The 23805-nt window shown below is 65.2% G+C and carries 23 protein-coding genes and 2 pseudogenes; 17 read left to right on the top strand and 8 right to left on the bottom strand.

Annotated features, from left to right (window positions below; translation table 11 throughout):
* The first annotated feature begins 2 nt into the window (after positions 1-2).
* From JGR78_RS07020 to JGR78_RS06990, 7 genes and pseudogenes are all read left to right on the top strand, one after another.
* Positions 3-530 (top strand): hypothetical protein, encoded by a 528-nt coding sequence (locus tag JGR78_RS07020; RefSeq protein ID WP_182805833.1) that lies wholly within the window; start codon positions 3-5, stop codon positions 528-530.
* Between the two features lie 37 nt (positions 531-567).
* A complete protein-coding gene (locus tag JGR78_RS07015; RefSeq protein WP_182805831.1) occupies positions 568-933 on the top strand; it encodes a nuclear transport factor 2 family protein in 366 nt (121 codons plus the stop codon).
* Positions 934-1470: 537 nt separating this feature from the next.
* Positions 1471-1830 carry a helix-turn-helix transcriptional regulator gene (locus JGR78_RS07010; RefSeq protein WP_182805829.1) on the top strand — a complete coding sequence of 120 codons (360 nt, stop codon included), beginning with the start codon at positions 1471-1473 and terminating at the stop codon, positions 1828-1830.
* Positions 1831-1832: 2 nt separating this feature from the next.
* Positions 1833-2258, top strand: a complete 426-nt coding sequence (gene arsC, locus JGR78_RS07005) for an arsenate reductase (glutaredoxin) (RefSeq protein WP_182805827.1) — start codon at positions 1833-1835, stop codon at positions 2256-2258.
* Positions 2259-2274: 16 nt separating this feature from the next.
* Positions 2275-3350, top strand: a pseudogene (gene arsB, locus JGR78_RS07000) (ACR3 family arsenite efflux transporter).
* Positions 3347-4054 carry an arsenical resistance protein ArsH gene (arsH, locus tag JGR78_RS06995; protein WP_182805825.1) on the top strand — a complete coding sequence of 236 codons (708 nt, stop codon included), beginning with the start codon at positions 3347-3349 and terminating at the stop codon, positions 4052-4054. Before arsB ends, arsH begins: the two are co-directional and overlap by 4 nt.
* Entirely contained in the window at positions 4054-5244 is a 1191-nt protein-coding gene (locus JGR78_RS06990) for an MFS transporter (protein WP_182805823.1), read from the top strand. Before arsH ends, JGR78_RS06990 begins: the two co-directional genes overlap by 1 nt.
* Before the next feature lie 718 nt (positions 5245-5962).
* Here JGR78_RS06990 and JGR78_RS06985 read toward each other — a convergent pair.
* Both JGR78_RS06985 and JGR78_RS06980 read right to left on the bottom strand, forming a co-directional pair.
* Positions 5963-6259 (bottom strand): hypothetical protein, encoded by a 297-nt coding sequence (locus JGR78_RS06985; protein ID WP_182805821.1) that lies wholly within the window; start codon positions 6257-6259, stop codon positions 5963-5965.
* A 178-nt stretch (positions 6260-6437) separates the two neighbouring features.
* Positions 6438-6671 carry a hypothetical protein gene (locus JGR78_RS06980; RefSeq protein ID WP_182805818.1) on the bottom strand — a complete coding sequence of 78 codons (234 nt, stop codon included), beginning with the start codon at positions 6669-6671 and terminating at the stop codon, positions 6438-6440.
* 426 nt (positions 6672-7097) lie between these two features.
* Here JGR78_RS06980 and JGR78_RS06975 point away from each other — a divergent pair, with 426 nt between their 5' ends.
* Positions 7098-8156 (top strand): AI-2E family transporter, encoded by a 1059-nt coding sequence (locus JGR78_RS06975; protein WP_182805816.1) that lies wholly within the window; start codon positions 7098-7100, stop codon positions 8154-8156.
* Between the two features lie 190 nt (positions 8157-8346).
* On the opposite strand, the gene rsgA is transcribed toward JGR78_RS06975, so the two are convergent.
* Positions 8347-9378, bottom strand: coding sequence for a ribosome small subunit-dependent GTPase A (gene rsgA, locus JGR78_RS06970; RefSeq protein WP_234450904.1), 1032 nt, complete (start codon positions 9376-9378; stop codon positions 8347-8349).
* A 385-nt stretch (positions 9379-9763) separates the two neighbouring features.
* Between rsgA and JGR78_RS06965 the strand changes: the two genes are divergently transcribed.
* The 3 genes from JGR78_RS06965 (at position 9764) to JGR78_RS06955 (ending at position 10759) form a co-directional block, all read left to right on the top strand.
* Positions 9764-9973: a cold-shock protein gene (locus JGR78_RS06965; protein WP_182793655.1), complete on the top strand. Its 210-nt coding sequence runs from the start codon at positions 9764-9766 to the stop codon at positions 9971-9973.
* Positions 9974-10103: 130 nt separating this feature from the next.
* The gene (locus tag JGR78_RS06960) at positions 10104-10367 is read left to right on the top strand and encodes a hypothetical protein (protein WP_200559470.1); all 264 of its coding nucleotides are present in this window, start codon (positions 10104-10106) and stop codon (positions 10365-10367) included.
* A gap of 104 nt (positions 10368-10471) precedes the next feature.
* Positions 10472-10759 carry a hypothetical protein gene (locus JGR78_RS06955; RefSeq protein ID WP_371816668.1) on the top strand — a complete coding sequence of 96 codons (288 nt, stop codon included), beginning with the start codon at positions 10472-10474 and terminating at the stop codon, positions 10757-10759.
* Between the two features lie 91 nt (positions 10760-10850).
* Here JGR78_RS06955 and JGR78_RS06950 read toward each other — a convergent pair.
* A pseudogene (locus JGR78_RS06950) lies at positions 10851-11704 on the bottom strand (IS5 family transposase).
* A gap of 460 nt (positions 11705-12164) precedes the next feature.
* Here JGR78_RS06950 and JGR78_RS06945 point away from each other — a divergent pair.
* Positions 12165-12899: an MgtC/SapB family protein gene (locus tag JGR78_RS06945; protein WP_234450902.1), complete on the top strand. Its 735-nt coding sequence runs from the start codon at positions 12165-12167 to the stop codon at positions 12897-12899.
* Positions 12900-13233: 334 nt separating this feature from the next.
* Positions 13234-13626, top strand: coding sequence for a hypothetical protein (locus JGR78_RS06940; protein ID WP_234450901.1), 393 nt, complete (start codon positions 13234-13236; stop codon positions 13624-13626).
* 81 nt (positions 13627-13707) lie between these two features.
* Here the strand turns inward: JGR78_RS06940 and JGR78_RS06935 are convergent, their stop codons facing one another.
* The 3 genes from JGR78_RS06935 to JGR78_RS06925 form a co-directional block, all read right to left on the bottom strand.
* Entirely contained in the window at positions 13708-15009 is a 1302-nt protein-coding gene (locus tag JGR78_RS06935; RefSeq protein ID WP_182805808.1) for a sodium:proton antiporter, read from the bottom strand.
* Positions 15010-15476: 467 nt separating this feature from the next.
* Entirely contained in the window at positions 15477-15965 is a 489-nt protein-coding gene (locus tag JGR78_RS06930) for a metallophosphoesterase family protein (RefSeq protein ID WP_182805806.1), read from the bottom strand.
* A gap of 37 nt (positions 15966-16002) precedes the next feature.
* Positions 16003-16197, bottom strand: coding sequence for a hypothetical protein (locus JGR78_RS06925; protein WP_182805804.1), 195 nt, complete (start codon positions 16195-16197; stop codon positions 16003-16005).
* Between the two features lie 56 nt (positions 16198-16253).
* On the opposite strand from JGR78_RS06925, the gene JGR78_RS06920 reads away from it, so the two are divergent.
* The 4 genes from JGR78_RS06920 (at position 16254) to JGR78_RS06905 (ending at position 23467) form a co-directional block, all read left to right on the top strand.
* A protein-coding gene (locus tag JGR78_RS06920; RefSeq protein WP_182806273.1) for an IS3 family transposase occupies positions 16254-17479 on the top strand; the annotation gives its coding sequence in 2 pieces (ribosomal slippage) (positions 16254-16596 and positions 16596-17479; 1227 coding nt in all).
* Between the two features lie 1039 nt (positions 17480-18518).
* Positions 18519-19739 (top strand): exonuclease SbcCD subunit D, encoded by a 1221-nt coding sequence (locus JGR78_RS06915; RefSeq protein ID WP_182803699.1) that lies wholly within the window; start codon positions 18519-18521, stop codon positions 19737-19739.
* A gap of 3 nt (positions 19740-19742) precedes the next feature.
* Positions 19743-22217, top strand: a complete 2475-nt coding sequence (locus JGR78_RS06910; RefSeq protein ID WP_182803697.1) for an AAA family ATPase — start codon at positions 19743-19745, stop codon at positions 22215-22217.
* Positions 22218-22222: 5 nt separating this feature from the next.
* Positions 22223-23467: an SbcC/MukB-like Walker B domain-containing protein gene (locus JGR78_RS06905; protein WP_200559469.1), complete on the top strand. Its 1245-nt coding sequence runs from the start codon at positions 22223-22225 to the stop codon at positions 23465-23467.
* A gap of 57 nt (positions 23468-23524) precedes the next feature.
* Here the strand turns inward: JGR78_RS06905 and JGR78_RS06900 are convergent, their stop codons facing one another.
* Positions 23525-23737, bottom strand: coding sequence for a helix-turn-helix domain-containing protein (locus JGR78_RS06900; protein ID WP_200559468.1), 213 nt, complete (start codon positions 23735-23737; stop codon positions 23525-23527).
* Between the last annotated feature and the right edge of the window lie 68 nt (positions 23738-23805).

The following is a 23805-nucleotide window of genomic DNA, read 5'->3' as shown; positions in this document are numbered from 1 at the left end:
CCATGACCCGAATTCTCATCCTTGCCCTGATCGGCGCTGCGCTCCCGGCCGTGGCTCAGGAGGCCACCGACATGATCAAGAGCGCGGAGTCCGCCGCGCCGGCCGCGGTTGCCGCCGGGGCCACGATCCACGGCTTCGACGAGAGTGGCGCGATGACCACGCTGCGTGAAGGCAGCAACGGCTGGTGGTGCATGCCCGACAACCCCGTGACACCCGGCCCCGACCCGATGTGCGGCGACGCAAACGCGATGGAGTGGGTGATGGCCTGGATCAACAAGGTTGAGCCGCCAGCGGACCGGATCGGCTTCATCTACATGCTGGCCGGCGGAACGGATGCCAGCAACACCGACCCCTATGCCGCGGGACCGACGGAGGGCAACAACTGGATCGAGACCGGCCCGCACGTGATGATCGTGAATGCGGGTGACGCCATGTCGGGCTACTCCGAGGAGCCCAGCCCCGACACGACGATGCCCTACGTCATGTGGGCCGGCACGCCTTATGCCCATCTCATGATCCCGGTCGAATAGACATTCGGCTGCGGAGGCCTATTCCGAGGAGGATGCCATGCAGGGCACGACAACCGAGCACGTAAGCGCCGAGGGCCTGAAGCAAGCCATCGAGAACCGCGATGCCCGTCGGCTTGCCAGCTTCTACGCCGATGATGCCGAGGTCCGGATGATCGATCGCAACAACCCGCCAAGCCATCCGCGCGTGGTGCGCGGCCGAGCCGCCATCACGACCTACTGGGAGGACATCTGCTCGCGCGCCGTGACCCATGCAGTGGATTTCGCCGTCACCGAAGGTGACCGGCTGGCCTTCACTCAGTCCTGTGCTTATCCCGACGGCGCCAAGGTCTTCTGTATCGCGACGGTGGAACTCGGAGACGGAAGGATCGCCCGGCAGACGCTCGTGCAGGCCTGGGACGAGTGAGCTGCGCAAACCGGCGGAATACGACCGCGCCGGTGGCCTGATGAGCGGCTTCTGCAGCGCACCCGGGCGCACCATAGACCGCCCCGTCATTGGTCGGCTCCCTGTCAACGCCACCTGACACTCCTGGGTGCGAAGGAGCTGGCCACTGTCGCGCTCTTTCCTCAGGAGCGAAACGATGAAGTAGGGGCCTTAGCTGACTTCGGATGGGCGTTGGACGAATAATCGCTCTCTCCGCGTTGCGGCCGGACAGTGCTGCAGGGAACACGAAGGTCGGCTTCGGGGAAGTCGCACTGCGAGGCGAGGCTCGGGACGACCGTCGGCAATGGGCCGAGTCGCGCACTGCACCTGCATTCGCTGTGGCCGTCGCTAATGTCGCCAATGGGCCCCTCTCGTTGATGCTGCCAATGCCGAGAAAGGCTTCAGTGCGGGACCCAGTCGCCGCTCGTTGCGCCACCGCATCGACGATCCAAGCTGCAGCTCCTTGACCCTTGAACCGCTTTACCTCAACGTCTCATCATTCTTTGAGGGATTGATTCGATGAACGAGCCTCAGGCTCTGGCCGCCTTCGCAGCCCTGTCCCAGGACACGCGGCTGCGTGTCGTGCGGCGGTTGGTGCAGGCCGGTCCTGACGGCATGGCGGCCGGAGCGATCGGGGAAGCTCTCGGCGGCGCCAGCACCTCGCGACTGTCGTTCCACCTGAGCCATCTCGAACATGCCGGACTGATCCAGTCCCGGCGCGAGGGGCGCTTCATCATCTACAGTGCTGTCTATCCCGCCCTGGCCGGGCTCGTCGGCTTCCTGATGAAGGATTGCTGCCAGGACCATCCCGAGATCTGCGCCCCTGCCGTCGCCGCGCTGGAGTGCGCCTGCAATCCTAATATGGCGGAAAGCGCCTGACCATGGATGTCGTCATCTACCACAACCCGGACTGTGGCACATCACGCAACACGCTCGCCATGATCCGCAATGCCGGTATCGAGCCGCATGTCATCGAGTATCTGAAGACGCCACCCGCCCGGGCGCTACTTGTGCAGCTGATCACCCGCATGGGCATCACGCCGCGCGACCTGCTGCGCGAGAAGGGCACGCCTTATGCCGAGCTTGGCCTGGACGATCCTTCCCTGTCAGATGAGGCGCTGCTCGACGCGATGATGGCGCATCCGGTCCTGATCAACCGTCCCATCGTGGTCAGCCCCAAGGGCGTGCGGCTCTGCCGCCCCTCGGAAGCGGTGCTGGATCTTCTCCCGCCGCAACAGGCCGCCTTCAGCAAGGAAGACGGCGAACAGGTTGCGGATGCCCGGGGCAACCGCACCCGCTCTGGCTGACCCAAGGAACATTGCCATGACCTCTGCATGCCCGGCGAGCCGGCTTTCCTTTCTAGACCGCTACCTGACGCTCTGGATCTTCGCGGCCATGGTGATGGGCGTCGTGCTCGGAACGATTTTCACCGGCCCGCCGGATGCCTTGCACGGGATGTCGGTCGGATCGACCAACATCCCGATCGCCATCGGCCTCATCCTGATGATGTATCCCTCGCTGGCGAAGGCGCGCTACGAGGAACTGCACCAGGTCTTTGCCGACAAGCGCGTGCTGGTGCTGTCACTGGTGCAGAACTGGATCATCGGCCCGGTGCTGATGTTCGTCCTGGCAGTCATCTTCCTGCGCGACCAGCCGGAATACATGACCGGGCTGATCCTGATCGGCTTGGCCCGCTGCATCGCCATGGTGCTGGTCTGGAACCAGCTCGCACGCGGCGACAACCAGCATGTCGCGGGGCTGGTGGCCTTCAACTCGATCTTCCAGATCTGTTCTTCTCCACCTACGCTTGGCTGTTCCTGACCGTGCTGCCGCCGCTGTTCGGACTGGAGGGCAGCGTCATCGACGTGGGCTTCGGGACCGTGACCGAGGCGGTGCTGATCTACCTGGGCCTGCCGTTCCTGGCCGGGTTCCTGACGCGCCGCATCCTAGTCGCCCGCAAGGGGGAGCCCTAGTATCAGCACGTGTTCCTGCCCCGGATAAGTCCGATCACCCTGCTGGCGCTGCTCTTCACCATCGTCGCGATGTTCAGCCTCAAGGGCGGCGACGTGCTGCGCCTGCCGCTGGATGTGGTGCGTATCGCCATTCCGCTGGTCCTGTATTTCGCCATCCAGTTCCTGGTGAGCTTCGCCATGGGCCGGCTGATCGCCAGGGACTATCCGCGCACCACGGCCATCGCCTTCACCGCCGCCGGCAACAACTTCGAGCTGGCGATTGCCGTGGCCATCGCGGCCTACGGCCTGGCCTCGCCGGTGGCCTTCGCCGCCGTGATCGGTCCGCTGGTCGAGGTGCCGGTCCTGATCCTTCTGGTGAACGTCGCCTTGCGGCTAGGCAGCCGGTGGTTTCCCGAAGATGTGGTGCTGAAGGAGGCCCGCGCATGATCCCCGACCTGCCGAACCTGTCGCCCGCGGCCGTCCGCCCGCCGAACATCCCGACGATCCCGCGCGCCACCCATCCCCCGCGCATCCTCCTGCTCTACGGCTCGCTGCGGGAACGCTCCTACAGCCGCTTCGCGACACTGGAGGCCGAGCGCCTGCTGCGCCACTTCGGCTGCGAGACACGCGTCTTCCATGCCAATGGCCTGCCGCTGCCCGACGATGCCGAGGCCTCGCACCCGAAGGTGCAGGAGTTGCGCGAGCTGTGCCTGTGGTCCGAGGGCCAGGTGTGGACCAGTCCCGAGCGGCACGGTGCCATGACCGGCGTGATGAAGTCCCAGATCGACTGGATTCCGCTCTCCATGGGCGCGATCCGACCGACCCAGGGCCGCACCCTGGCCCTGATGCAGGTCTCCGGTGGCTCCCAGAGCTTCAACGCCGTGAACCAGATGCGCCTCCTTGGCCGCTGGATGCGGATGATCACGATCCCGAACCAGTCCTCGGTCGCCAAGGCTTATGACGAGTTCGACGAGGCCGGGCGGATGCGGCCCTCGAGCTATTACGACCGCATCGTGGACGTGATGGAAGAACTGGTGAAGTTCACCCTGCTGACCCGGGACCTGTCGGGCGTCCTGACCGACCGCTACAGCGAGCGGAAGGAAACAGCCGCGAAGCTGGAAGCACGGGTGGGCCTGAAGGGCGCAACCTGATGGTCGCGGCCCGTCGCTGGCCGGTCATATCCGCCCTCGGCATCGTCCAGATCCTGGCCTGGGGCAGCAGCTATTATCTGATGGCGGTGCTGGCCCAGCCGATCGTCAACGACACGGGCTGGCCGCTGCCTTGGGTGGTGGGGGCACTCTCGCTTGGGCTTGCTTGTGGGGGACTGGCCTCGCCCCTTGTCGGGCGCTGGATCGCCCGGCTTGGCGGGCGCCCGGTGCTGGCGGCGGGATGCACCCTGCTGACGGCAGGTCTCCTGATCTGTGCCGCAGCGCCGGGGCTGTCGGCCTTCTATCTCGGGTGGTGCGTCATCGGACTTGGCATGAGCGCCGGTCTCTACGACCCGGCATTCGCGACGCTCGGACGGCTCTACAGGGAGCAGGCCCGAAGCGCGATCACGGCCCTGACCCTTTGGGGCGGGTTTGCGAGCACGGTGAGCTGGCCCCTTTCGACCTGGTTGCTTGAGCAGTTCGACTGGCGCGGCACAGTGGCCATCTGGGCAGCCCTGCATGCGCTGGTCAGCCTGCCGCTGATCCTGTGCCTGGTGCCCAGGGAACCGCGAGTTCCGAGCGAGGTGCACCCGGAAGGGCGGGATGAACTGCGCCTTGGCGGAGCCGAAAGATGGGCCTTCCTGGTCATGGCGGCGATCCTCGTGCTGTCTGGCCTGGCGGTCACCATGATCTCGGTGCATCTGCTCACGTTCCTGCAGGCACAAGGACTGTCGCTTGCCGATGCCGTGGCGATCGGGGCGCTGCTCGGCCCCGCGCAGGTTGTCGCGCGCGTGGTCGAGATGGCGGGACGAGGCCGTCATCATCCGATCTGGTCGCTGCTTTTTGCCTGCGGCAGCGTTGCAGCCGGTCTCATCCTGCTGGCGCTTGATCTTCAGCTCCCGGCAGTGGCCATGATCCTCTACGGCGCGGGCAATGGCGTTTTCTCGATTGCACGTGGAGCGATGCCTCTGGCCCTGTTTGGCCCAGAGCGCTACCCGGCCCTGATGGGTCGGCTGGCGCGTCCCGCACTTCTGGCCCAGGCCGCGGCACCGGTGCTTGGGGGTGCCCTGGTGGGCATGCTCGGCCCCGGCGCGGCCCTTGCCATCATCGCGGCCTTTGGGGTGGTCAACTTCGCCTTGGCGATCAGCCTGTCGAGAGTATGCTCCGCCGGTTTCAGAGGCGCACGCAGCTAGGCACGCCTCTTCCGTGCCTGCGAATATGGCACAGGCTGGGGGTGGACGAATGGGAGCTAAGGGCGGAAAGCGGACGTTCGCTGTTGCGGCATTGCCCTCCCAGCATCTTGCGGAAGCGGACCGTCATCCTCGGAGATGCACGCACGCAGAGTTCCGGTCCGCTCACTGCACTGGCAAAGCAACCGCTGAAATGCGAGCGCAAGACTGAGCCCTATGCGTCCCGGGCAGGATCCGGGGCGCGCGGCCTCGGGCGCAGGACTTCGAGAGCATCGTCGCCGACATCTGGACTGGCGGATGGGGGCCATCTGCCGGTTTCACCCGGGACATTGCGGGTCTCAGACCCACGTTAACGGCTACCGGTCGCCACGAGGAGAGACTAAAAATGAACCCTGATTTCGCCTAGGTCCGATCTGCACCGGCTGGGCGCGCCTGGTTTTCAGGACCACAGGCGGGGCGCCCGCCAGCGCGCTTTTGGCCCGCTCTCCTGGCTAACCAATTTTCTCTGACTGAGTTCGGGGATCTGGTTCGCGTGCCAGCCATCGCCGGGCATCTCGTCATCGGCGCCCATTGTCGGGCTCTCCATGCGGCCAAGCGGAGTATTCCGGAGGGTCGCTACAGATGTGGGGTCCAAAAGTCGGCATTGCATCGCTCTCCTGGAGCAATTTTGTAAGCTGACGAAGCGATGACAAACTATTCTCGCAGCGCTGGTCGCCACGCCTTACCCGGCGGACGGGGAGCGCCTGGCCGCCACCAAGAGCACCGCAAGCAGGGCGAGCAAGCCCTGTGGAACGACAAGCGCGAGGTGTTCGGAGTTGAACAGTCCGGGGACGCGACGCTCGAAGCCGCCATCGCCACCCACGTAATTCCACAGGAAAAAGGTGGTCAGTGTCGCAGATCCCACCGACACGAGGGCGGAGCGCGTCGTAAGCGGAGTCACCAGCAGTTTCCGTCCCATCCAGGCGAGCAGAACGATCAGGAGGGCGCCGCCGAGCCAGGCAGCCAGCAGAATGGTCATGGCCTGTGGGCCTCCAATGCATGTCCGCTAGGGCCGGCAGGCGAGCTAACCGTGCCTCGATACCAATCCATGGTTAAGGCAGGGCGCGGCGCCACCCGCCGAATGCCCCCTGCAGCGGATGACCCATAGCCAAGCTGGATCGACCCTTCGGCTGCATGCGCTGCCAGTTCTGAGGACCTCAACTTGAGGCGCTCCAGTCGCGGGACCGCTTCGCCGCTTCACGCCGAGCATTCGTCGCAGTGATGCGGCCCTCCCGCGCAATCAGTTCGGCCCCGAGGGCCCTCCTGGTGCCGGCCTCGTCAAGCGAGGGCTCATTGGCCTCGAAGGCCAACTTGATCCGCGCCTCGACACGTGCGGCGGTCGCCTCGGCGAGCACCGGGCGGTGGAACAGCACGCGCCACCTCCGGCTCAAGTTCTCCGCTATTTCAGCAGCCATCGCAGGACCTCCTTGGCACCGCGTGGGCGCAGGGCGCGGATATCTTGAAGATGGGGATCGGCCAGCGCGGTTACATCAGCTGGGCACCGCCGATTGCAGAACCTCTGATGAATGCGCGAGAGAATCGTCTCCCAGGAAGCAGATGCTTCATCCCGTAGACCAGTAGCTGCCTTTGGTTTCGCCCCCCTCCTGGGACAGGCAGTGCCGTATGCCTGCCTTGGAGACTTCCGTTATCGGGCCGAAGGATCGGCAAGGCTGCCGCCATGGCGGATGACCTGGGAGGAGGTGACGAACAGGCACCGGCGTCGCCCATTAGCCGATATGCCGCATCGAACAGCCGCTATACTGTTAGCCAACGACCCAGCTCCGCGAAACCGGAACAGCACACCAGGACAACTCGGGATGGCTCTGGCAACACAATACGAGAAGCTGCTCGGGATCGGGGCACTGCTCGTGCTCGTGCTCGGCTGTTTCCTGGTGATCTCGCCCTTCCTGACGCCGATCATGTGGGCCGCCGTTCTGTGCTGGTCCACCTGGCCCGTCTATCGCCAGTTCGAAAGAGCCCTCGGCGGCAGGCGAGGTTCCGCCGCCGCCCTGATGACCCTCACCGCCTCGCTGGTCATTGTCGCACCCTTCGCCCTTCTGGTGGCGGCACTGGCCGAGAGCGTAGGCGACCTTGTCCGCGTGCTTGGGCGGGTGGTCGAGGAAGGACCGCCCGGGCCGCCGGCCTGGATCGGCGATTTCCCGATCGTTGGCGAGAGCATTGCCAGCTACTGGCAAGGCCTTGCGCTCGATGCGCCCGCCTTTCTTGCCGCGCTGAGACGCTTCACCGGGCCCGCTGCCGACGTTGCGATGGCAGGCGGAGCTTTCATCGGAGTTGGTCTTCTCGAACTCGCCTTCAGCGTCTTCATCGCGTTCTTCTTCTATCTGAACGGCCGTCAGATTGCGGCGTATGTGCGCCGGAGCACCGAGCGGATCGCTGGACACCGGGCGCGGCGCCTGCTGAAACTTGTCGGCGCGACGGTTCAGGGCGTGATCTTCGGTCTGGTCGGAACCGCCCTTGCACAGGGCCTGTTGGCGGCCTTGGGCTTCTGGATCGCCGGCATCGAGCCAGCCCTGCTGCTGGGCTTTCTCACGTTCGTTCTGTCGTTTCTTCCCGGCGGGCCGCCGTTCGTATGGGCCGGGGTCGCAATCTGGCTCATCGTCCAGGGCGACTTCTGGTGGGGCATGTTCGTCGTGGCCTGGGGGGCGCTGCTTATCAGCACCATCGACAACGTGCTGAGACCTTACCTTCTCTCCCAGTCCAACGATCTGCCGGTCGTGCTGGGCTTCTTCGGGTTCATCGGAGGCATCCTGGCCTTCGGATTCATCGGCATCTTCGTCGGTCCCGCGCTTCTGGCCGTGGGCTACAGCCTCTTTCTGGAATGGGCGAACACACCAGACGAGCAGGCTGAACCCTGACAGTTGACAAGGTTCCGCTCGATTGCATGTCCGGAAACTCAGGTATCTTCCGCGGACTGAGGGGCATCACGCAATGCTGACTGTGCGCCGTGTGCTTCGCGCCAGCAGGCACCGACCGCAATGGGAACTGCCATGCTCGAAGGGTGCGGACGACAGTTGGCAATGGCCGGGTCAGGTCCGGAGATCACCTTCAGCGTCGTCTGCCGGGGGCCTTCGTCGTCTTGTTCCCGCGTGGCCCGGACTGGACGGGGGTGTTGCTCCGGTTCTCCTCCTGGAGCTTGCGCCAGCGATCGACCCGCACCCGATCGAGCGTTCCGGCGGCAACTGCCGCCTGAACCGCGCATCCCGGTTCATGGGAATGGGTGCAATTCCCGAAGCGGCAAAGGGGCGCAAGCTCGGCAATCTCGGCAAACAGCAGGTCCAAGCCTGCGGAGATGTCACTGACATGCAGCGTCCGGATGCCGGGCGTGTCGATCACCCATCCACCACCGGCAATGGCATGGAGCGAGCGCGACGTGGTCGTGTGGCGCCCCTTGGCGTCCGCCTCGCGGATGCTGCCGGTCAGCTGCGCCTCTTCCGGTGCCTTCGCGGCAAGCGTGTTGAGCAGCGAGGATTTCCCCACTCCCGACGAGCCGACCAGGGCGACTGTCTGACCGGTGCCGCACCACGGCGCCAGCACCAGCGCCGCATCCGGCGACCTGGCATTCAGCGTCACGACATCCAGCCCGCGTTGCAGGCCCGTCACCTGCTCCCGGTAAGGTCCGGCATCCGCCACCTGATCCGCCTTTGTCAGAACGATCACCGGCGTCGTGCCGGCCTCGTTCGCAAGTGCCAGATAGCGCTCGAGCCGCGCAACATTGAGGTCGTCGTTGCAGGAGGTGACGATGAGAAGCGTGTCCACGTTTGCCGCGATCAACTGCGGAAACCGGCCACCCTCGGTGCGCCGTTGCAGCAGGGTCTTCCGCGCCAGCCGGCGGACGAGCATCCGGGTTTCCGGCTCCACCAGGACCCAGTCACCGACCGCGTGATCCGCCGTGTTGGCGTGGACGGGCAGCTTCAGCCGCACGGGTCCTGAAAGGGACTCGGCAGTCATGCGGGCCCGATGAACGGTCGCGATGCGCATCCTCGCGAAAGCGGTTTCCGCCGGGTCCAACTGATCGTCGAAGAACGCCGACCATCCGAGCGCCGCCAGGGACCGAGAGTGATACGAAGAATGGGTCACAGCCGGTTCAGTGAACCCGGCCTGTGCCGGATGCAAGGCCGGCCTTGCACAGGCAATGTAGGGGCGCGCCTGGCTGGACAAGAACCTCGTGGCTGAGGATGCCGCGGAAATGAGGCGGCCCGCACCAGAATACGCAACGCCCGAGCAGTCGATTTCATGACTTGTAAAGGAGACGGAACATTTTCTACCGGCAAAGGCCAAGATTTTAGGATTGACATGGAAGATCGTTACATCTATAGGAGCTAGGTCGATATTTGCTTGCCGAGCTTTGGTTGTTGCGCGATTGGCACCGCGCCCTGAACAGACCTCCCTTTCAAAAATCGCTATCCCCGTCCGTGACGCTTTTGCGCCACGGTCAGTCAACATGCCTCTGAAAGGGTTCATCATGACCACCGGCACAGTGAAATGGTTCAACGGCACCAAGGGTTTCGGCTTCATTCAGCCTGACAATGGCGGCGCGGACGCATTCGTCCATATCTCCGCTGTCGAGCGCTCCGGAATGCGTGAAATCACCGAAGGCCAGAAGCTCAGCTACGACATGGAACGCGACAGCAAGTCGGGCAAGATGTCGGCCTGCAACCTCCAGGCTGCCTGAATTGGCGTCTGCTTTCCTTGCGCAGGAATGCAACCGCGTTCCTGAGAGCAGGACACCGATGAAGGTCAGGCAATTTGCCTGACCTTTTTTCTTGCCGCTCGATGACACGAGCTTTCGGAGGTGAATGGCCATGACACCGACCCACAGCAGGCTGCGCCAGCAGGCGGAGATCGCCTTCGCCAAGGCCCAGTCGCAGTTCCTGGCGCGAGAGCGAGCCGTCGCGGAACTCGACGATACCGCAGCTGCCCGCAAGGAAAAGACCTCGCGGCTCAGGACAGCTCGCCTGGCAAGGGAAGTTGAAGACCGCGCGAGGGCCCCACGGCCCGCGCCGCAAAACGCGCCACAAGGGTCTGACCTTCAGGCCAACCACACTTCAGACAGGATACAGACTTGAGAACCGCGAAAACCAACGATCTTGCCGACCGCCGCAGCGCCGCTGCCGATGCGAAAGCCGCGCTCCTTCGCGCTTACCAAGCCACAAGGGACGCTGCCGAACCCATGCGCCTTGCGCGCCAGGAAGAGCTTCTGGCGATCGCCGTCGCGCGGGACGAGCGGCGCGAGGAGCGGGATCGGATAAAGTCCGAGGTGCGGGAGCGGCAGCAGGAGCAGGCGCGCGCTGAGGCCGAGGAGGCGGCATATCAGGATGCCGCTGCTGTTGCTGCCAGAGCCAAGATCGAGGCGCGTGAGAAGGATGACAGCCTGATCGCCCAGGTCATCAAGGATGATGCCGCACGCAAGGCCGACCGCGACCGCCGCTATGCCAATCGCAAGGCACGCCAGCAGTAGGGGTTAGTTTGTGCGTTGGGTTCCTGTGCCCGAGCTTCGGCATCTGGAACTCGCCACGGGCCAAGTCCCAAGCGTTCACCCCCTCGAACTGCTAGGTCCTGTCTGACGGCCTGAGGGTCCGCAGGTATTGGCGCAGGAAGGCGAGCTTCAGCATAGCGCCAAAGTTGACGGCGAGCTTCTCATGTCGGGTCGCGATGGAGCGGGAGCCTTTCAGCCATCCGACGCAGCGCTCGATCGCATTGCGCATGCGGTAGAGATCTGGGTCGAAGCGTCGCGGGCAGCCCCTGCCCATGTTGCCGCCTTGGCGGGATGGGATGACCGGCCGGATCCGGCGTCGGCGCAGGTAGGCGAAGACGGGTCGGCAGCTGTAGGCCTTGTCGCCCGCGAGATACTTGGGACGGGTGCGGGGGCGCCCTCGCAGGCCCGGGAGGCGGACGGTTTCCAGGGTTCGCTCGAAGGCGGACATCTCGTGCCGCTGCCCCGGGGTGAGCGTGAAGGCGAGCGGCGGGCCGGACCCGTCGGTCACCAGGTGGATCTTGGTGCCGATGCCCCCTCGCGACAGGCCGAGCGCATGGTGCTCCCGCTCCTCGGAGGCCCCTTTTTACCCGCTCCTGTGGCCGAACGGCTGGCCCGGATCGAGGTGCTGTCGATGCACCACAGGCCCAGGTCGATCAGACCTTCGACATTCAGCGTAAGCCGCAGGCGATCCAAAAGCCTGTCGAACAGCCCCTCGCGTCGCCAGCGGCTGAAGCGCTCGCAGACGGTCTGCCACGGTCCGTAGCGTTCCGGCAGGTCTCGCCACTGTGCGCCTGTGGCGAGCTTCCACATCAGCCCGTTCACCACCTGCCGATGGTCCCGCTAGCAGCCGCCACCACGCGGATCCGCACGGGGCATGAGGTCCGCAATCAACTCCCGCTGCGCATCGCTGAGTTCGTGCCGTCGCATTGCAGACCTCCGCCATGGTGACGTTCACCAAGGCAACTGCCCACGCCTCCTCTCGTTGCAGCGGCCGTCAGACAGGACCTAGCTGTCCGCCCGCAAGAAGAACTTCCTTCATACAGACGCGGCGGGTTTAACCCCGCCGCGCCGCCCTCACCCATATGGGACTACAGATACCAGTCACAGGGCGTTAACCGGACCTTGCTCTGTCACCCGGGGAGGATTCCTGACCTGCGGCGGGAAGATGACATTTGCTCCATTATCCTCCCATCCATACAGTCTGGTCCGGGTCTCATGGGAGACTCCGGTGAGCCTGGACTGCAATCGGTCGCGCTCCGGCGTGATGGAGGAGATTACCGGGACAGACTGACCCTCGAGCTTGCGGGAACCATTGGGCGCCGCGCCAGCTTCGGCCTCACACGAGCGGGCGAGGCACGCACCCGCCGGCCACGCCAGGGAGCCTGCCTTGCCCGACTATCTCACTCAGTTCCTGTCCGCCGATATCGGCCTGCCGCTGCTGGCCAGCCTGATCACCGGGGTGCTGATCGGCATTGACCGCGAGGTGCAGGGCAAGCCCGCCGGGCTGCGGACGCATGCCCTGGTGTGTCTCGCCGCGACCCTGCTGACGCTCGCCGCGGCGCAGCAGGAGCTGTGGACGCTGAAGCTTGTCCCCGGCACGCAGATCGTGTCGGACCCGACGCGCATGGCGCATGGCATCCTGACCGGGATCGGGTTTCTGGGTGCGGGAGTGATCTTCCGCGAAGGCCCCTCCGTCCACGGGCTGACGACGGCCGCCTCGTTGTGGATCAGTGCCGCGCTCGGGATCGTCTATGGCGTGGGGATGTTCGGGCTCGCCCTGATCGGCACGGCCGCGACGCTGCTGGTGTTGGTCGGGCTGCGGATTCTCTATGCGGTGCTGCCGCGCAGCAGTGGCCTGCGGCTGACAGTGGCCGTCCGTGATGAAGAGGGGCTCGACGTGGCCGGGCTGCGCCGACTGTTGCAGACACATGGCCTGCCTGACCAACCCCTCAGCCAGAGCTACGACGCGCAGGCACGAAGCACCACGTTCACCGCACGGACCTGGGGGGCCAGCCTTGCGGACCGTGACCGGCTGGCCGAGGCGCTGCGCGCTCATCCGGCAGTGCTGGGTTTCACCCTGATGCTGGCCGAAGACGCGGGGGCACCCGAGGTCGGAAGCTGAGGTGATGCATCAGTTGGCATGTCAGTGGCTAATCTGGTGCTGCGCCGACTGACCGCTCTCGGGAAAGCTGCAGTGCAGCACGGGAGAGGAGTGACCGCCGGGCACCAGTCCAAGTGCTCGTCAGAGTCAACTGACTTGCGAATGGCAGCCTCGGCCTTGGCTCCTCGGAATGTGTCGCCTTAAACTTTCTCTCGAGCCCTTGACTGAGGGTCTAAGACGGGGGCTGCTGCGGTAGCCATTTTGCGGTAGTTCATTCCATTGTGATCTCGACTGTCTGGTGCTCCGACGCGCTCTGCGAGTTGATGGTCGGAACCCGCAAGCCCGGAGACGAACCATGAGATCCCTTGGCGCCCTGTCGGCAATGGCAGCCGTCACCGCGGCGCTGATCGCAACGCCGGCGATGTCGGATCCCGGTCACGGCAAGGGGAACGGAGGACGAGGCGAGCACGCCCGTGCCGCGCACCATTGCCCGCCCGGCCTGGCCAAAAAGAGCCGGCCCTGCGTGCCGCCCGGAGCGGCCCGAAAGGATGACAAGCGCTACTATCCCCACGTGGGCGATGTGCTTCGGGTCGGCGACTACGTGGTTGTCCGAGATCCGCGGCGGCTGAACCTCGCGATCCGCGATGACTGGCGCTACTATCGCGATGGCGACCGGGCCTACCGGGTGGACCGCGACACCAGGAAGGTCCTTGCCGTCATCGAACTGATCGACGCCTTCACGAACTGAGGCAGGCCGGGCGGGCGCCTGCAGCAGGCGTGTTGCGATCCGGGGTGTGACCCTGCGGCGCCTCTTGTGATCCGGCTGGGATCACCCGCCGCCCGGTCCCTGCAGCCCGGGCGGCGGGATGGCATCTGCATCGGGGTCGCGGCCGTGCTTTCGGTCGATCAGGCGCATGATGGGCGTGACTGTCAGCCCGTGCATGAGGATCGAGATCAGGATCACCAGCCCTGCGATGGCCCAGAGGCGCTCGGGCCCCGCGACCTCCATGTGGTTCAGCCCGTAGGCCAGATAGTAGATCGAGCCCACGCCGCGGATGCCGAAGAAGGCAATGGTCAGCTTCTCGCTCCAGGACGCCCTGAGCCCAGCCAAGCCGATCAGCCCCGTTACGGGGCGGATGACCAGAAGGATGACCAGCGCCGCGGCGAGGTCCTGCCAAGCCAGCCCCGCCAGCAGACCCTTGGCCACGGCGCCCCCGAACAGCAGCAGAAGCACCATCATCGCCAGGCGCTCGACCTGTTCGGTGACGTCATGCATCTCGCGGTGGAAGTCGTGGCCGCGGTGGGCCGCGCGGAAGGTCAGGGCGGTGACGAAGACCGACAGGAAACCATAGGAGTGGATGATCTCGGTCAGCCCGTAGGACACGAAGGTGGCGGAGAGCGCGATCAGCCCGTCGCCGGTCTGCGCGAGCTTCGTCTCGGCCGGGATCCGGAAGGTGAGCCAGCCGAAGGCGCGGCCGATGAGGTAGCCGCCCGCGACGCCGGCGCCGATCTCCCAGAGGACGTTGTAGCTTAGCCACTTCAGCGCCCAAGGCTCTCCCGTCGTGCCCGCGAGGGCCAGGGCGATGGCCAGATGGACAAAGGGGAAGGCGGCGCCATCGTTGATGCCCGCCTCCGAGGTCAGGCCGAAGCGGACCTCGTCCTCCTCGCCCGTCCTGGGCGGGCCGACCTGCACGTCGGCGGCGAGGACCGGATCGGTCGGTGCCAACGCCGCGCCCAGGAGCAGCGCGAGCGGCCACGCAAACCCCAACCACGTTCCGGCCAGCAGGGTGATGGCACCAATGCTGAGGGGAAGGGTGACGAGGATCAGCCGCCAGGTCACCTGCCAGCGGTGCAGCCCGAAGACCCGGTCGAGCTTCAGCCCGGCCCCCATCAGCGCGATGATGACGACGAACTCGCTGAACCGTTCGGTGATCTCGGGATAGGCCAGCGGCGAGGGTTCCAGCCTGGCCCCCGGGAGCGAGAAGAGCGCCGCCCCCAGGCCGATGCAGACGACGGGCAGTGACAGGGGCAGCCGCCGCAGCGCCAGCGGCAGCCACGCCACCAGCGCAATCAGGAAGCCCGCGCCGGTCAGGATAAGGATATACGGGTCGGGTTGAAGCAGCGGGATCATGGCACCACGCGGGTCAGGGGTTCAGTCGTGCCGACAGCGGGCCTACTCAAACTGGAGGAACCTCAGTCGATGCTGATCGCCATGCATGCGTCAAGATCGGCGTTCAGTGGCCGCCGCCCCGGTGCCAGCGCGGCAGCCCGTGGGGATCCTTACAGTCCCGAAATGCCGATCGTGCCGGTGCCACTTGAACCTATGCCGCATTGCGGCCCCAGCCTTCCCGGTCTTCCCAGTCCTGTCCCATCTTCCTCCTTCTCGGATAGTGAGTGTGGAAAGGAAATCTGGTGCTGTCCCAACCCGTGCCGCTTCGCGGTGTTCCGACGAAGCTCGCGGCGCCACATGTGAATGGCCGGTGTGAGAAAGCTGCCATGCAGCATGCGATCAGACACGAACGGCAGCAATGGGCCGACTGCGCTTGGCAAAGGCACGAGGGCTGACGACGTAGGTGGGCATATTCAGGCGGAAGCGGGTCAGGCAGGCAGGGGGTGGATCATGGCGCGGGGGCGGCCGGCCTCTTCCCAAAGGAAAGCCAGCGTGATCGGCAGGCGGAAGCGGCGCGGGCCGGCTGCGCCGGGGTTCAGCCAGAGGGTGCTGCTGGTTTCCACAATGCCGGGCTTGTGTGAGTGGCCCGAGATCACGACGTTCCACCCCTCGGCTCCTGCATCAGCCTGCAAAGCCTTGCGGTCATGGATCATGTGGATCCGCAGGCTTCCGATCGTGAGGCTCACCGTTTCGGGCAGAGCCTCGGCCCAGGGGTCGCGGTCGATGTTGCCGCGGATTGCCGTCACCGGGGCAATGCGCGCCAGTGCGTCAAGATGGTTGGGATCGCCGATGTCGCCCGCGTGCAGGATGTGACCCACGCCTTCGAGAGCCTCCAGCGCTTCGGGGCGGAGCAGACCGTGGGTATCGGAGATGACGCCGATGCGCTCGCCCTGAGAGGACTGGCGGAGTGGTTGCATAGGGCGCTCCTGTTGGTCATCGCACGCCGGTGGCGTGTCAGCCCGTCAAGGTGACGACGTTGGTGCCGCGGCGGGCCGCGACAACGGTATGCTCGGATTGCACAACCGCCGCTAGCTGGCTGGCGAGAAACTCATCCTGGATGTCTTCGATGAGGGCGGTCATCTCGGCGTCCGTCGGTCCAGCGCCCGAAGACGTCGCGCGGTAGTAAAAGGCGCTGCGCGGCAGGTTCATTGAACTGGCCCCCGTTTCGACCGGACACTCAGGCATGACCATGGAGGCTTAGGCATATGCCTGAGCACGTGCTTATGTCTGAGATCGAGATCATCACCGACGGCGGTCGCCGTCGCCGCTGGAGCGCGGCCGAGAAGCTCCGCATTGTCGAGGAGACGCTGGACGAAAGAGCCAGCATCTCGGTGGTGGCCCGCCGCAATGGCGTTGCGCCGAACCTGCTCTATCGTTGGCGTCGCCTGATGCTCGAAGGAGGGAGTGTCGCTGTGGCCGAGGATGATGACGTCACCAGCAACAGGGTCGTCCGGCAGTTGGAGGACCGTATCCGGGAGCTTGAACGCCAGCTTGGCCGCAAGACCCTGGAGGCCGAGATCCTGCGCGAGGCCCTGGACAAGGCACGCTCAAAAAAACCGACCTTGCTGGCGCGGTCGCCGCTCAGGGACGATTTCCAGTGAAGGTCGTGGCCGACACCCTGGATGTGGCCCGTTCCAACCTGGTCGACCGGCTGCAAGGCAGGACGAAGCCGCGTCGGCGCTATCACAAGGCGCAGGACGCGGCGGTGGTGCCGAAGATCACGGCGCTGGTTGCGGCGCGGCCGACCTATGGCTACCGGCGGATCACCGCGATCCTGAACCGGCAGCTTCGATCGGAGGGGCTGGCACCAGCCAATCACAAGCGGATCTACCGGATCATGAAGGCTCACAAGCTGCTGCTGGCGCGGAAGTATTCCGAGCGGCCCGAACATGTTCACGACGGCAAGGTCATCGTGATGCGCTCGAACCTGCGCTGGTGCTCGGACGGGTTCGAGTTCACCTGCTGGAACGGCGACATCCTCCGCGGCGCCTTCATCATCGACGCCCACGACCGTGAGGTCATCGCCTGGCGCGCCGTCGTGAATGCCGGGATCAGCGGGTCCGACATCCGTGACATCATGCTCGAAGCCGTCGAACGCCGCTTCGGCACATACCGCGCGCCCTCGGTGATTGAGATGCTGTCCGACAACGGCTCCCCTTACATCGCCAGGGACACGCAGGTATTCGCCCGCCAGCTCGGGCTGAAACCCTGCTTCACCCCAATCCAGAGCCCGCAAAGCAACGGCATCTCGGAGGCTTTCGTAAAGACGCTGAAGCGCGACTACGTCCAGGTGACGCCGCTGCCCGATGCCCAGACCGTCCTCGGATTGATCGGAGGCTGGATCGAGGACTACAACAACAACCACCCGCACTCAGGGTTGAAGATGCGCTCGCCACGCGAGTTCATCGCAGCTCAAACCGCAACCGCCTGAGTGTCCGGCGAAACGGGGGCAAGACCATTCATGGCTTTGCAGGCATAAGCCTAAGCCTCCATGATGAGGCCTGCGTGTCCGGTCCAAAGGGGGGCCAGTTCAATGACGTTCAAAAGTCCCACTCTTGAAGGCTGTGGGATGCGTCCTCGGCCATATACTACATAGGGAACATAACCGGGACTATTTCGATACCTGGTTCAATTTAGGTAATTTCATATACCAGATTTATACCTGGTTTGTTTTATGCGTAATTTAGCATTGCAGGATGATGCCCCGAAGGAGAGAGTGAGCAGGCCCAATCCTCTTGGGTGTATGGATCGAGGGTTCGTTGCAGATGGTTATTGCATCGCATAGGCGTGTTCTGCCTTCCCATCTGCCCAGGGAGCCAGAACATGATCAATCCACATGACAAGCTTGTGCAGGGTGAATTCTGTTTTTGCCGTCGGTGGCTTTGACCTGCGCACTATGCTGCTGGACCCGGTTCCGGGAAATAAGTAAAGGACTGGGGTGACCTAATTCGTGATAAGTAAAGGCCCTCATGCTTCTTCTGGTCTCACAGGCTATGCCTACCCATAGCCGGCAGACATCTAGTCGTCTTGCCTGACGTCGTTGCCGCTGTGCTGATAATATGAATATCCCTTGGAACTGCATATTATCGGACAGGATAAACAATTCCGTTCACAGAGCCTTCCGTCGCGCTGTGACAGTATGAGCTGCTGCCATTGCTGAAGCATACCAGCGGAGGGATCGTCCAACTTACTCACCTGCGCCTAAAGACTAATGTCCACTGTGGGAACCGCTGCTGTGCAGGTGACTGCCCCGGCTGCGCGTAAGTAATCTTCTAGGAGGTGCCGTCCACCACCGCGTAAACTGTTTTTTGAGGAGGGGGCGGCGGAACAATAGAACGGCTAGGGTCGGTTGGAGACCACGCTGCCGAGAAGCCACTGCGTTCCTTCCTCATGGTCGCCGAAGACTTTCCGCGGCAAATCGAACCGACTATTGATCTGGAGAAAAAGGTTGAAAGTAGGCCAGCCACCTCATGCGCATTCTCCACACTGCGGACATCCATCTTGGCCACAGCCTCAACGGTTGGTCCCGGGAAGCCGAGCACCGGATCTGGTTCCAGCGACTGGCCGATGCCATCGAGCAACACGAGGTCGATGCGCTGCTGATCGCCGGCGACGTCTTCGACGGGCTGAACCCATCGGGGGAATCCCAGAGGCTCCTCTACGACGGGCTCGTCGAGTTCCGCAGCCGTCGGCCCCATCTCACCACGGTGATGATCGCCGGCAACCATGATCCGGCCTACAGGCTGGAAGCCCCGGGCGCGCTCATGGCCGGGATCGACGCCCATGTGCTCGGCACGGTGCGGCGCCGGGCGGATGAGATCGAGTTCGACCGCCACATGGTGCCGTTGCGCTGCTCTGCGGGCGAGATCCGGGCCTGGGCCGTGGCCATTCCCTTCCTGCGCCCCGCTGACCTGCCCGGCCTCAGCTTCGCGGATGCCGAAAGCGAGGGCTCACCGATCATCCGTGCCGCGGCCGAATTCCACGAGGCCATGGCAGATGCCGCACGCGCGACCTGTGGTGAACTGCCCCTGATCGCCATGGGACATCTCCACTGCGCCGGCGCGCGCGAGAGCGAGGGCGCCGAGCGGCGCATCCCGATTGGCGGCGAACATGCCGTGCCGGTCTCGGTCTTTCCCGAATGCTTCGCCTATGTGGCGCTGGGACATCTGCATGGTCCCCAGAGCCTCGATGGCGGCCGGATCCGCTATCCCGGCTCCTGCTTTCCGCTTTCCGCAAGCGAGATCGGGCACAGGCACGGGGCCACGCTGGTCGAGATCGGCGAGGATGGCATTACCCACCACCATATCGAGATCGAGCGGCCGGCAGCCTTCCACCGGATCAGCGACATTGAGCCCGCTGATCTGGCGGGCGCCATCGAGGCCCTTGATCTCGATCCGGACCTGCCGCGCGACCTCCAGCCCTTTGTCTATGTCACGCTGAAGGCGATGGGTCCGGCTGCCGTCGTCCTGCAGAATGCCGAGAACCTGCTTGCCAACCATCCCGTCCGCCCGGCCTCCATCCGGGTCATCCGGGAGGAAATCGAAGCAGAAGACGGCAACCAACTGCCCGGAACGCTTGCCGAGGTGAGCCCCGAGAGCCTCTTCCTGCCGGCCTTCCTGCAGGCCAACCAGATCGAAGCCGAGGATCGCCACATCCTGGCCTTCCGCGACGCCGCCAACCGGAGCGAGTGACCCATGCAGATCCTGGCCATTCGCGGCGAGAACCTCGCCAGCCTCGCCGAGCGTTTCGAGATCGACCTGACGGCGGAGCCCCTCCGCTCCGCCGGACTCTTCGCCATCACCGGCGAGACCGGGGCAGGCAAGTCGACGATCCTCGACGCCATGTGCCTTGCGCTTTTCGATGACTGCCCGCGGCTCAATGGCGGCGGTGTCGATGACGAGGTGCCGGACATCTCCGGCGTCGCGGTCAGGTCCAAGGACAGCAAGGGCATTCTGCGGCGCGGTGCCAGCCTGGGCTGGGCCGAGGTGGATTTCATCGGCCTCGATAGCGAGCACTACAGGGCCTACTGGGCGGCGCGGCGCGCCCATAACCGCGCGGACGGGCGCCTGCAGAACGTGGACCGCCGCCTGACCAGGCTCTCGGACGACCAGGTGCTCTCGACGCAACTGACCACCGTCAACAACGAGGTCGTCCGGCTGGGCGGCCGGACCTTCGAGGAGTTCCGCCGGACCGTGCTGCTTGCCCAGGGCGACTTTGACGCTTTCCTGCGCGCAGGCACGGCCGAGCGGGCCGCGACCCTGGAGAAGGTCACAGGCACCGAGATCTACAGGACCATCTCGAGGACTGTCTACGATAGGGCTGCCGCAGCGAAGGCGGCGCTGGAGACTCTGGAAGCGCGCCGGGGTGAGCGGAAGGTCCTCAGTGACGAGGAACGGGCCGGACTTGCGGCTGAGAACGCGGAACTGTCCGCCGCGCTTCAGGCTGACCAGGAGCAGCTCGCGGGCGTTCAGGCCGACCTGCGGCGCCACGCCGAGATCGAGACCGCCCGCCAGCGGCGCGATGCCGCCACCAGCGCCGCCGAAGCCGCGCTGCAGGCACAGGCCGGAGCCGCCGCGGACAGGGCCCGGCTGGAGGAGATCGACAAGGGCCTGCCGCTGCGCGACCGCAATGATGCCGTGGCGCAGTGCCGGCGCGATGCTGCCGGTGCCGAGGCGACGCTGAAACAGGCAGACATCGACCTGACCAAGGCTCAGGACGACTTGCAGGCAGCCCAGTCTGCCAAAGAGGCGGCCAGCAAGGCCCATGACGAGGCCGAGGCAGGCTTCAAGGGCTTTGGACCGGTCTGGACCGAAGCTTCGCGGCTCGACAGCGCCATTGAAACTGCTGCGTTGGAGCTGGCGGAGGCGGAAAGGCTGGAGGGCGCGGCCAAGGCCGAGCAGCAGAGCCGGTCGGCCACGCTCCGGTCACTGGGAGAGGAAGAGAAGGCGGCCCGCAGCAACCGGGATGCGGCCATCTCGAAGCTGAAGGACATGGCCGGGATCGAGCCGGTCGCGGCATCCTGGACGGACATCTCCGACTGCTTCGGCCGGAGGAATGCCCAGCGCGTTGAACGCGAGGCTGCCGAGGCGGCTCTCGAGGAGCAGAAGAAGCGCCAGCAGAAGGCCGCGGACGAGCACACGCTGCTGCAGGAGAAGGACCGAGAGGACCTCGCCGCCATCCAGCTCCATGACGAGCGGATTTCCGAGCTCACCACGGAGATCGAGGAGATCGAGAAGGCCGAACCCGCGCAGGAGGATGGAAGGCTGGGCAGGGCCGGAGACCATCTCGCCGGCATGCTCCGCGAGGCGCGCGACCTGCAGCGTGCCAGCGGGGAAGCCGCAACGGCGGCGGCCCAGCAGAAGGATGCCTTGGCCCTGGCCGGGGCAGAGGCTGCGCGTCTGGAGCAGATCAAGGAGAAGGGACTGAAGGCTGCGGGCGCCGTCGAGGCACTCCGGAAGCCCCTCGAGCGCGCCGAAGATGCGGCCTCGGCGGCCGCGGCGCAGATGAGGGCCGGTCTTGAGCAGGGTGAGCCTTGCCCTGTCTGCGGCGGGACCGAGCATCCCTTCCTGGCCGATCCCGGCCGGGCCGCGGCCGCCGAGGCCCTGCGCCTGGAGATGCAGGCCGCCCGCAAGGCACATGAGGATGCCAAGCAGGAATATGTCGAAGCCGGCCGAGCCAAGGCAGAGCACGAGGCCCGCGCGGCCCAGGCCCGGAATGCCGTGGTTGCCGCGGAGAGCCGTGCCGAGACGGCGCGCAAGGCCCTGGCTGCTGCGGCGGATAAGCTGGCAACAATGGATGCCGGGATCGCAGAGCCCGGTGATGGCTGGACGATCCAGGCGATCGAAGCCCTGCAGGCCAGTATCTCCGCCCGCCGGTCCGAGCTTCAGGAGGCCATCCGTAAGAGCACCCGGCTGCGGCGCAGCAGCGACGGGGAGCGCAGGACCCGCGATGTCTTGGCGGCCGGCCGGGACAAGCGTGCCGTCAGCATGGCGCAGCTCGCCCGCGACATCGCCGATGCCGAGCGGCAGATTGCCGTGCAGGAGGAGAAGATCGGCCAGGCCGGGATGATCATCGCCGGCCTTGATGACAGGCTCGCCCCCTGCCTGGATGTCCTCGGGCTCGAGGCTCCCTCCCTCGATGACCCGCAGCCGGGATCCAGGAAAGGCTGAAGGCCATGGTTGGGGCTTGGGATGCCAGCTGCAAGGCGCGGGATAAGGCCGAGAAGCACTTGGCCGAGCTGGGACCGAAGATCGCGAGCGCAGGGGCCTCGTGCGAGGCTGCGACCCAAGGCTTGGAGAAGGCCAGCGCCATGGCCAGCGGCCGGCGCGATGCTTTGGCCGGGCTGAAAAGCGAGCGGTCGCAGCTCCTTGATGGCGAGGAGACCGGCGCCCATCGCACCCGCTGGAACAATATCCGGCTGGAGGCGCAGGACGTGCGCGACGGCGCCGTCACGGCCCTGTCGGAAGCCGCCACGAAGCTCGCCACCGCCACTTCGCGGCAGGAGGGCGTGACCGCGGCCCTGGAAGATGCATGGCGGCGCGTCACCGCGGCCGAGAGCACCCTTGCCGAGGCCCTGCAGTCCGCGGGGCTCACGCCGGAGCGGCTCGCGGGCATCCTTGCCATGCGGTCCGAGGAGATCCGGGCACTGCGGCAGAAGCTGCAGGAGCTCGACCAGGCTGTCACCCGCACGGCGACGACGGCGCATGACCGCAGCCTGGACTACACGGCGCTGCTGGAAGCCGGGGTGCCGGAGCGCGATGCCGAGACGTTGCGTGCAATCTCCGGCGAGATCGAGACCGCCCAGGCCGCCCGGCGCGAGCGCATGGGCGCGATCAGCAACATGATCGTCACCGATGACCTGGCGCGCGCCAGCCTAGCGGATCTCGACCGCCAGATCGAGGCAGCGAAGCTGGAAAACGACACCTGGACGGCAGTGAACCATGCCGTTGGCTCGCGCTCAGGCGACAAGTTTGCCCGGATCGCCCAAGCCGTGACGCTGGGCATGCTGGTCGAGCGGGCCAACCAGCATCTTGCCGAGCTGAAGCCGCGCTATCGCTTGGCGCAGGCCGAGGGCCTGGCGCTGCATGTGATCGATGCCGACATGGCCGGCGAGGTGCGATCGACGCGCAGCCTCTCGGGCGGCGAGCGCTTCTTCGTCTCGTTGTCTCTCGCCCTGGCGCTCTCGCGCATGGGTGGGCAGGGCGGGATGCCCACAACCCTCTTCATCGACGAGGGCTTCGGCTCGCTCGATAGTGAAAGCCTCGATCTTGCGATCAATGCCCTGGAGCGACTCCAGAGCCAAGGGCGGACGATCGGCGTCATCAGCCATGTCGCGGCGATGAAGGAACGCATACCCGTTCAGGTGAAGGTCATGAGCCGGGGGAGCGGCCGGAGCACGGTCACCTTGGCCGCTGCCTGACGTCCTAAGTAGGACGCTAGGCTGACGTAGCCCACAGCCGGCAGGTTAGATGGTAACTCAGGCGGCTTGAACGTTTGCCTCAATGTAGGCGGCAATGTCGGTAATCCGATACCGAACGCCGCGGCCTATCTTAACATAAGGAATGCGGCGTTCAGCCCAGCGATCACGTTCGAGCCATTTCTTGGATACTCCGAGAATATTAGCGGCTTCCTCCTGAGTAACAAGGACCGGAAGCATTGCAGTCTTCGGGACGAGGTCGCCCTGCGCCATTTGCCGTCTCCTTCTATCGAGTATTCAATCTAAGTTCATATTAGGAGGGGGTCGCGGGAGAATGCAAA

Origin of the sequence: Paracoccus sp. MC1862 (assembly GCF_016617715.1) — a bacterium.
GTDB lineage: Bacteria > Pseudomonadota > Alphaproteobacteria > Rhodobacterales > Rhodobacteraceae > Paracoccus.
Note: the sequence above shows the minus strand (reverse complement) of the source record. Positions and strands in the feature narration are given on the sequence as shown.

Excerpts from the sequence above, each read along its gene's own strand:
- JGR78_RS07015 (WP_182805831.1), top strand. The coding sequence starts at position 568 with ATGCAGGGCACGACAACCGAGCACGTAAGCGCCGAGGGCCTGAAGCAA.
- JGR78_RS06975 (WP_182805816.1), top strand. The coding sequence starts at position 7,098 with ATGGCTCTGGCAACACAATACGAGAAGCTGCTCGGGATCGGGGCACTG.
- JGR78_RS06940 (WP_234450901.1), top strand. The coding sequence starts at position 13,234 with ATGAGATCCCTTGGCGCCCTGTCGGCAATGGCAGCCGTCACCGCGGCG.
- JGR78_RS06965 (WP_182793655.1), top strand. The coding sequence starts at position 9,764 with ATGACCACCGGCACAGTGAAATGGTTCAACGGCACCAAGGGTTTCGGC.
- JGR78_RS06915 (WP_182803699.1), top strand. The coding sequence starts at position 18,519 with ATGCGCATTCTCCACACTGCGGACATCCATCTTGGCCACAGCCTCAAC.
- JGR78_RS06955 (WP_371816668.1), top strand. The coding sequence starts at position 10,472 with ATGCGCCTTGCGCGCCAGGAAGAGCTTCTGGCGATCGCCGTCGCGCGG.
- JGR78_RS06900 (WP_200559468.1), bottom strand. The coding sequence starts at position 23,737 with ATGGCGCAGGGCGACCTCGTCCCGAAGACTGCAATGCTTCCGGTCCTT.
- arsC (WP_182805827.1), top strand. The coding sequence starts at position 1,833 with ATGGATGTCGTCATCTACCACAACCCGGACTGTGGCACATCACGCAAC.
- JGR78_RS06990 (WP_182805823.1), top strand. The coding sequence starts at position 4,054 with ATGGTCGCGGCCCGTCGCTGGCCGGTCATATCCGCCCTCGGCATCGTC.
- JGR78_RS07010 (WP_182805829.1), top strand. The coding sequence starts at position 1,471 with ATGAACGAGCCTCAGGCTCTGGCCGCCTTCGCAGCCCTGTCCCAGGAC.
- JGR78_RS06985 (WP_182805821.1), bottom strand. The coding sequence starts at position 6,259 with ATGACCATTCTGCTGGCTGCCTGGCTCGGCGGCGCCCTCCTGATCGTT.
- arsH (WP_182805825.1), top strand. The coding sequence starts at position 3,347 with ATGATCCCCGACCTGCCGAACCTGTCGCCCGCGGCCGTCCGCCCGCCG.
- JGR78_RS06935 (WP_182805808.1), bottom strand. The coding sequence starts at position 15,009 with ATGATCCCGCTGCTTCAACCCGACCCGTATATCCTTATCCTGACCGGC.
- JGR78_RS06960 (WP_200559470.1), top strand. The coding sequence starts at position 10,104 with ATGACACCGACCCACAGCAGGCTGCGCCAGCAGGCGGAGATCGCCTTC.
- JGR78_RS06925 (WP_182805804.1), bottom strand. The coding sequence starts at position 16,197 with ATGAACCTGCCGCGCAGCGCCTTTTACTACCGCGCGACGTCTTCGGGC.
- JGR78_RS06930 (WP_182805806.1), bottom strand. The coding sequence starts at position 15,965 with ATGCAACCACTCCGCCAGTCCTCTCAGGGCGAGCGCATCGGCGTCATC.
- JGR78_RS06905 (WP_200559469.1), top strand. The coding sequence starts at position 22,223 with ATGGTTGGGGCTTGGGATGCCAGCTGCAAGGCGCGGGATAAGGCCGAG.
- JGR78_RS07020 (WP_182805833.1), top strand. The coding sequence starts at position 3 with ATGACCCGAATTCTCATCCTTGCCCTGATCGGCGCTGCGCTCCCGGCC.
- JGR78_RS06910 (WP_182803697.1), top strand. The coding sequence starts at position 19,743 with ATGCAGATCCTGGCCATTCGCGGCGAGAACCTCGCCAGCCTCGCCGAG.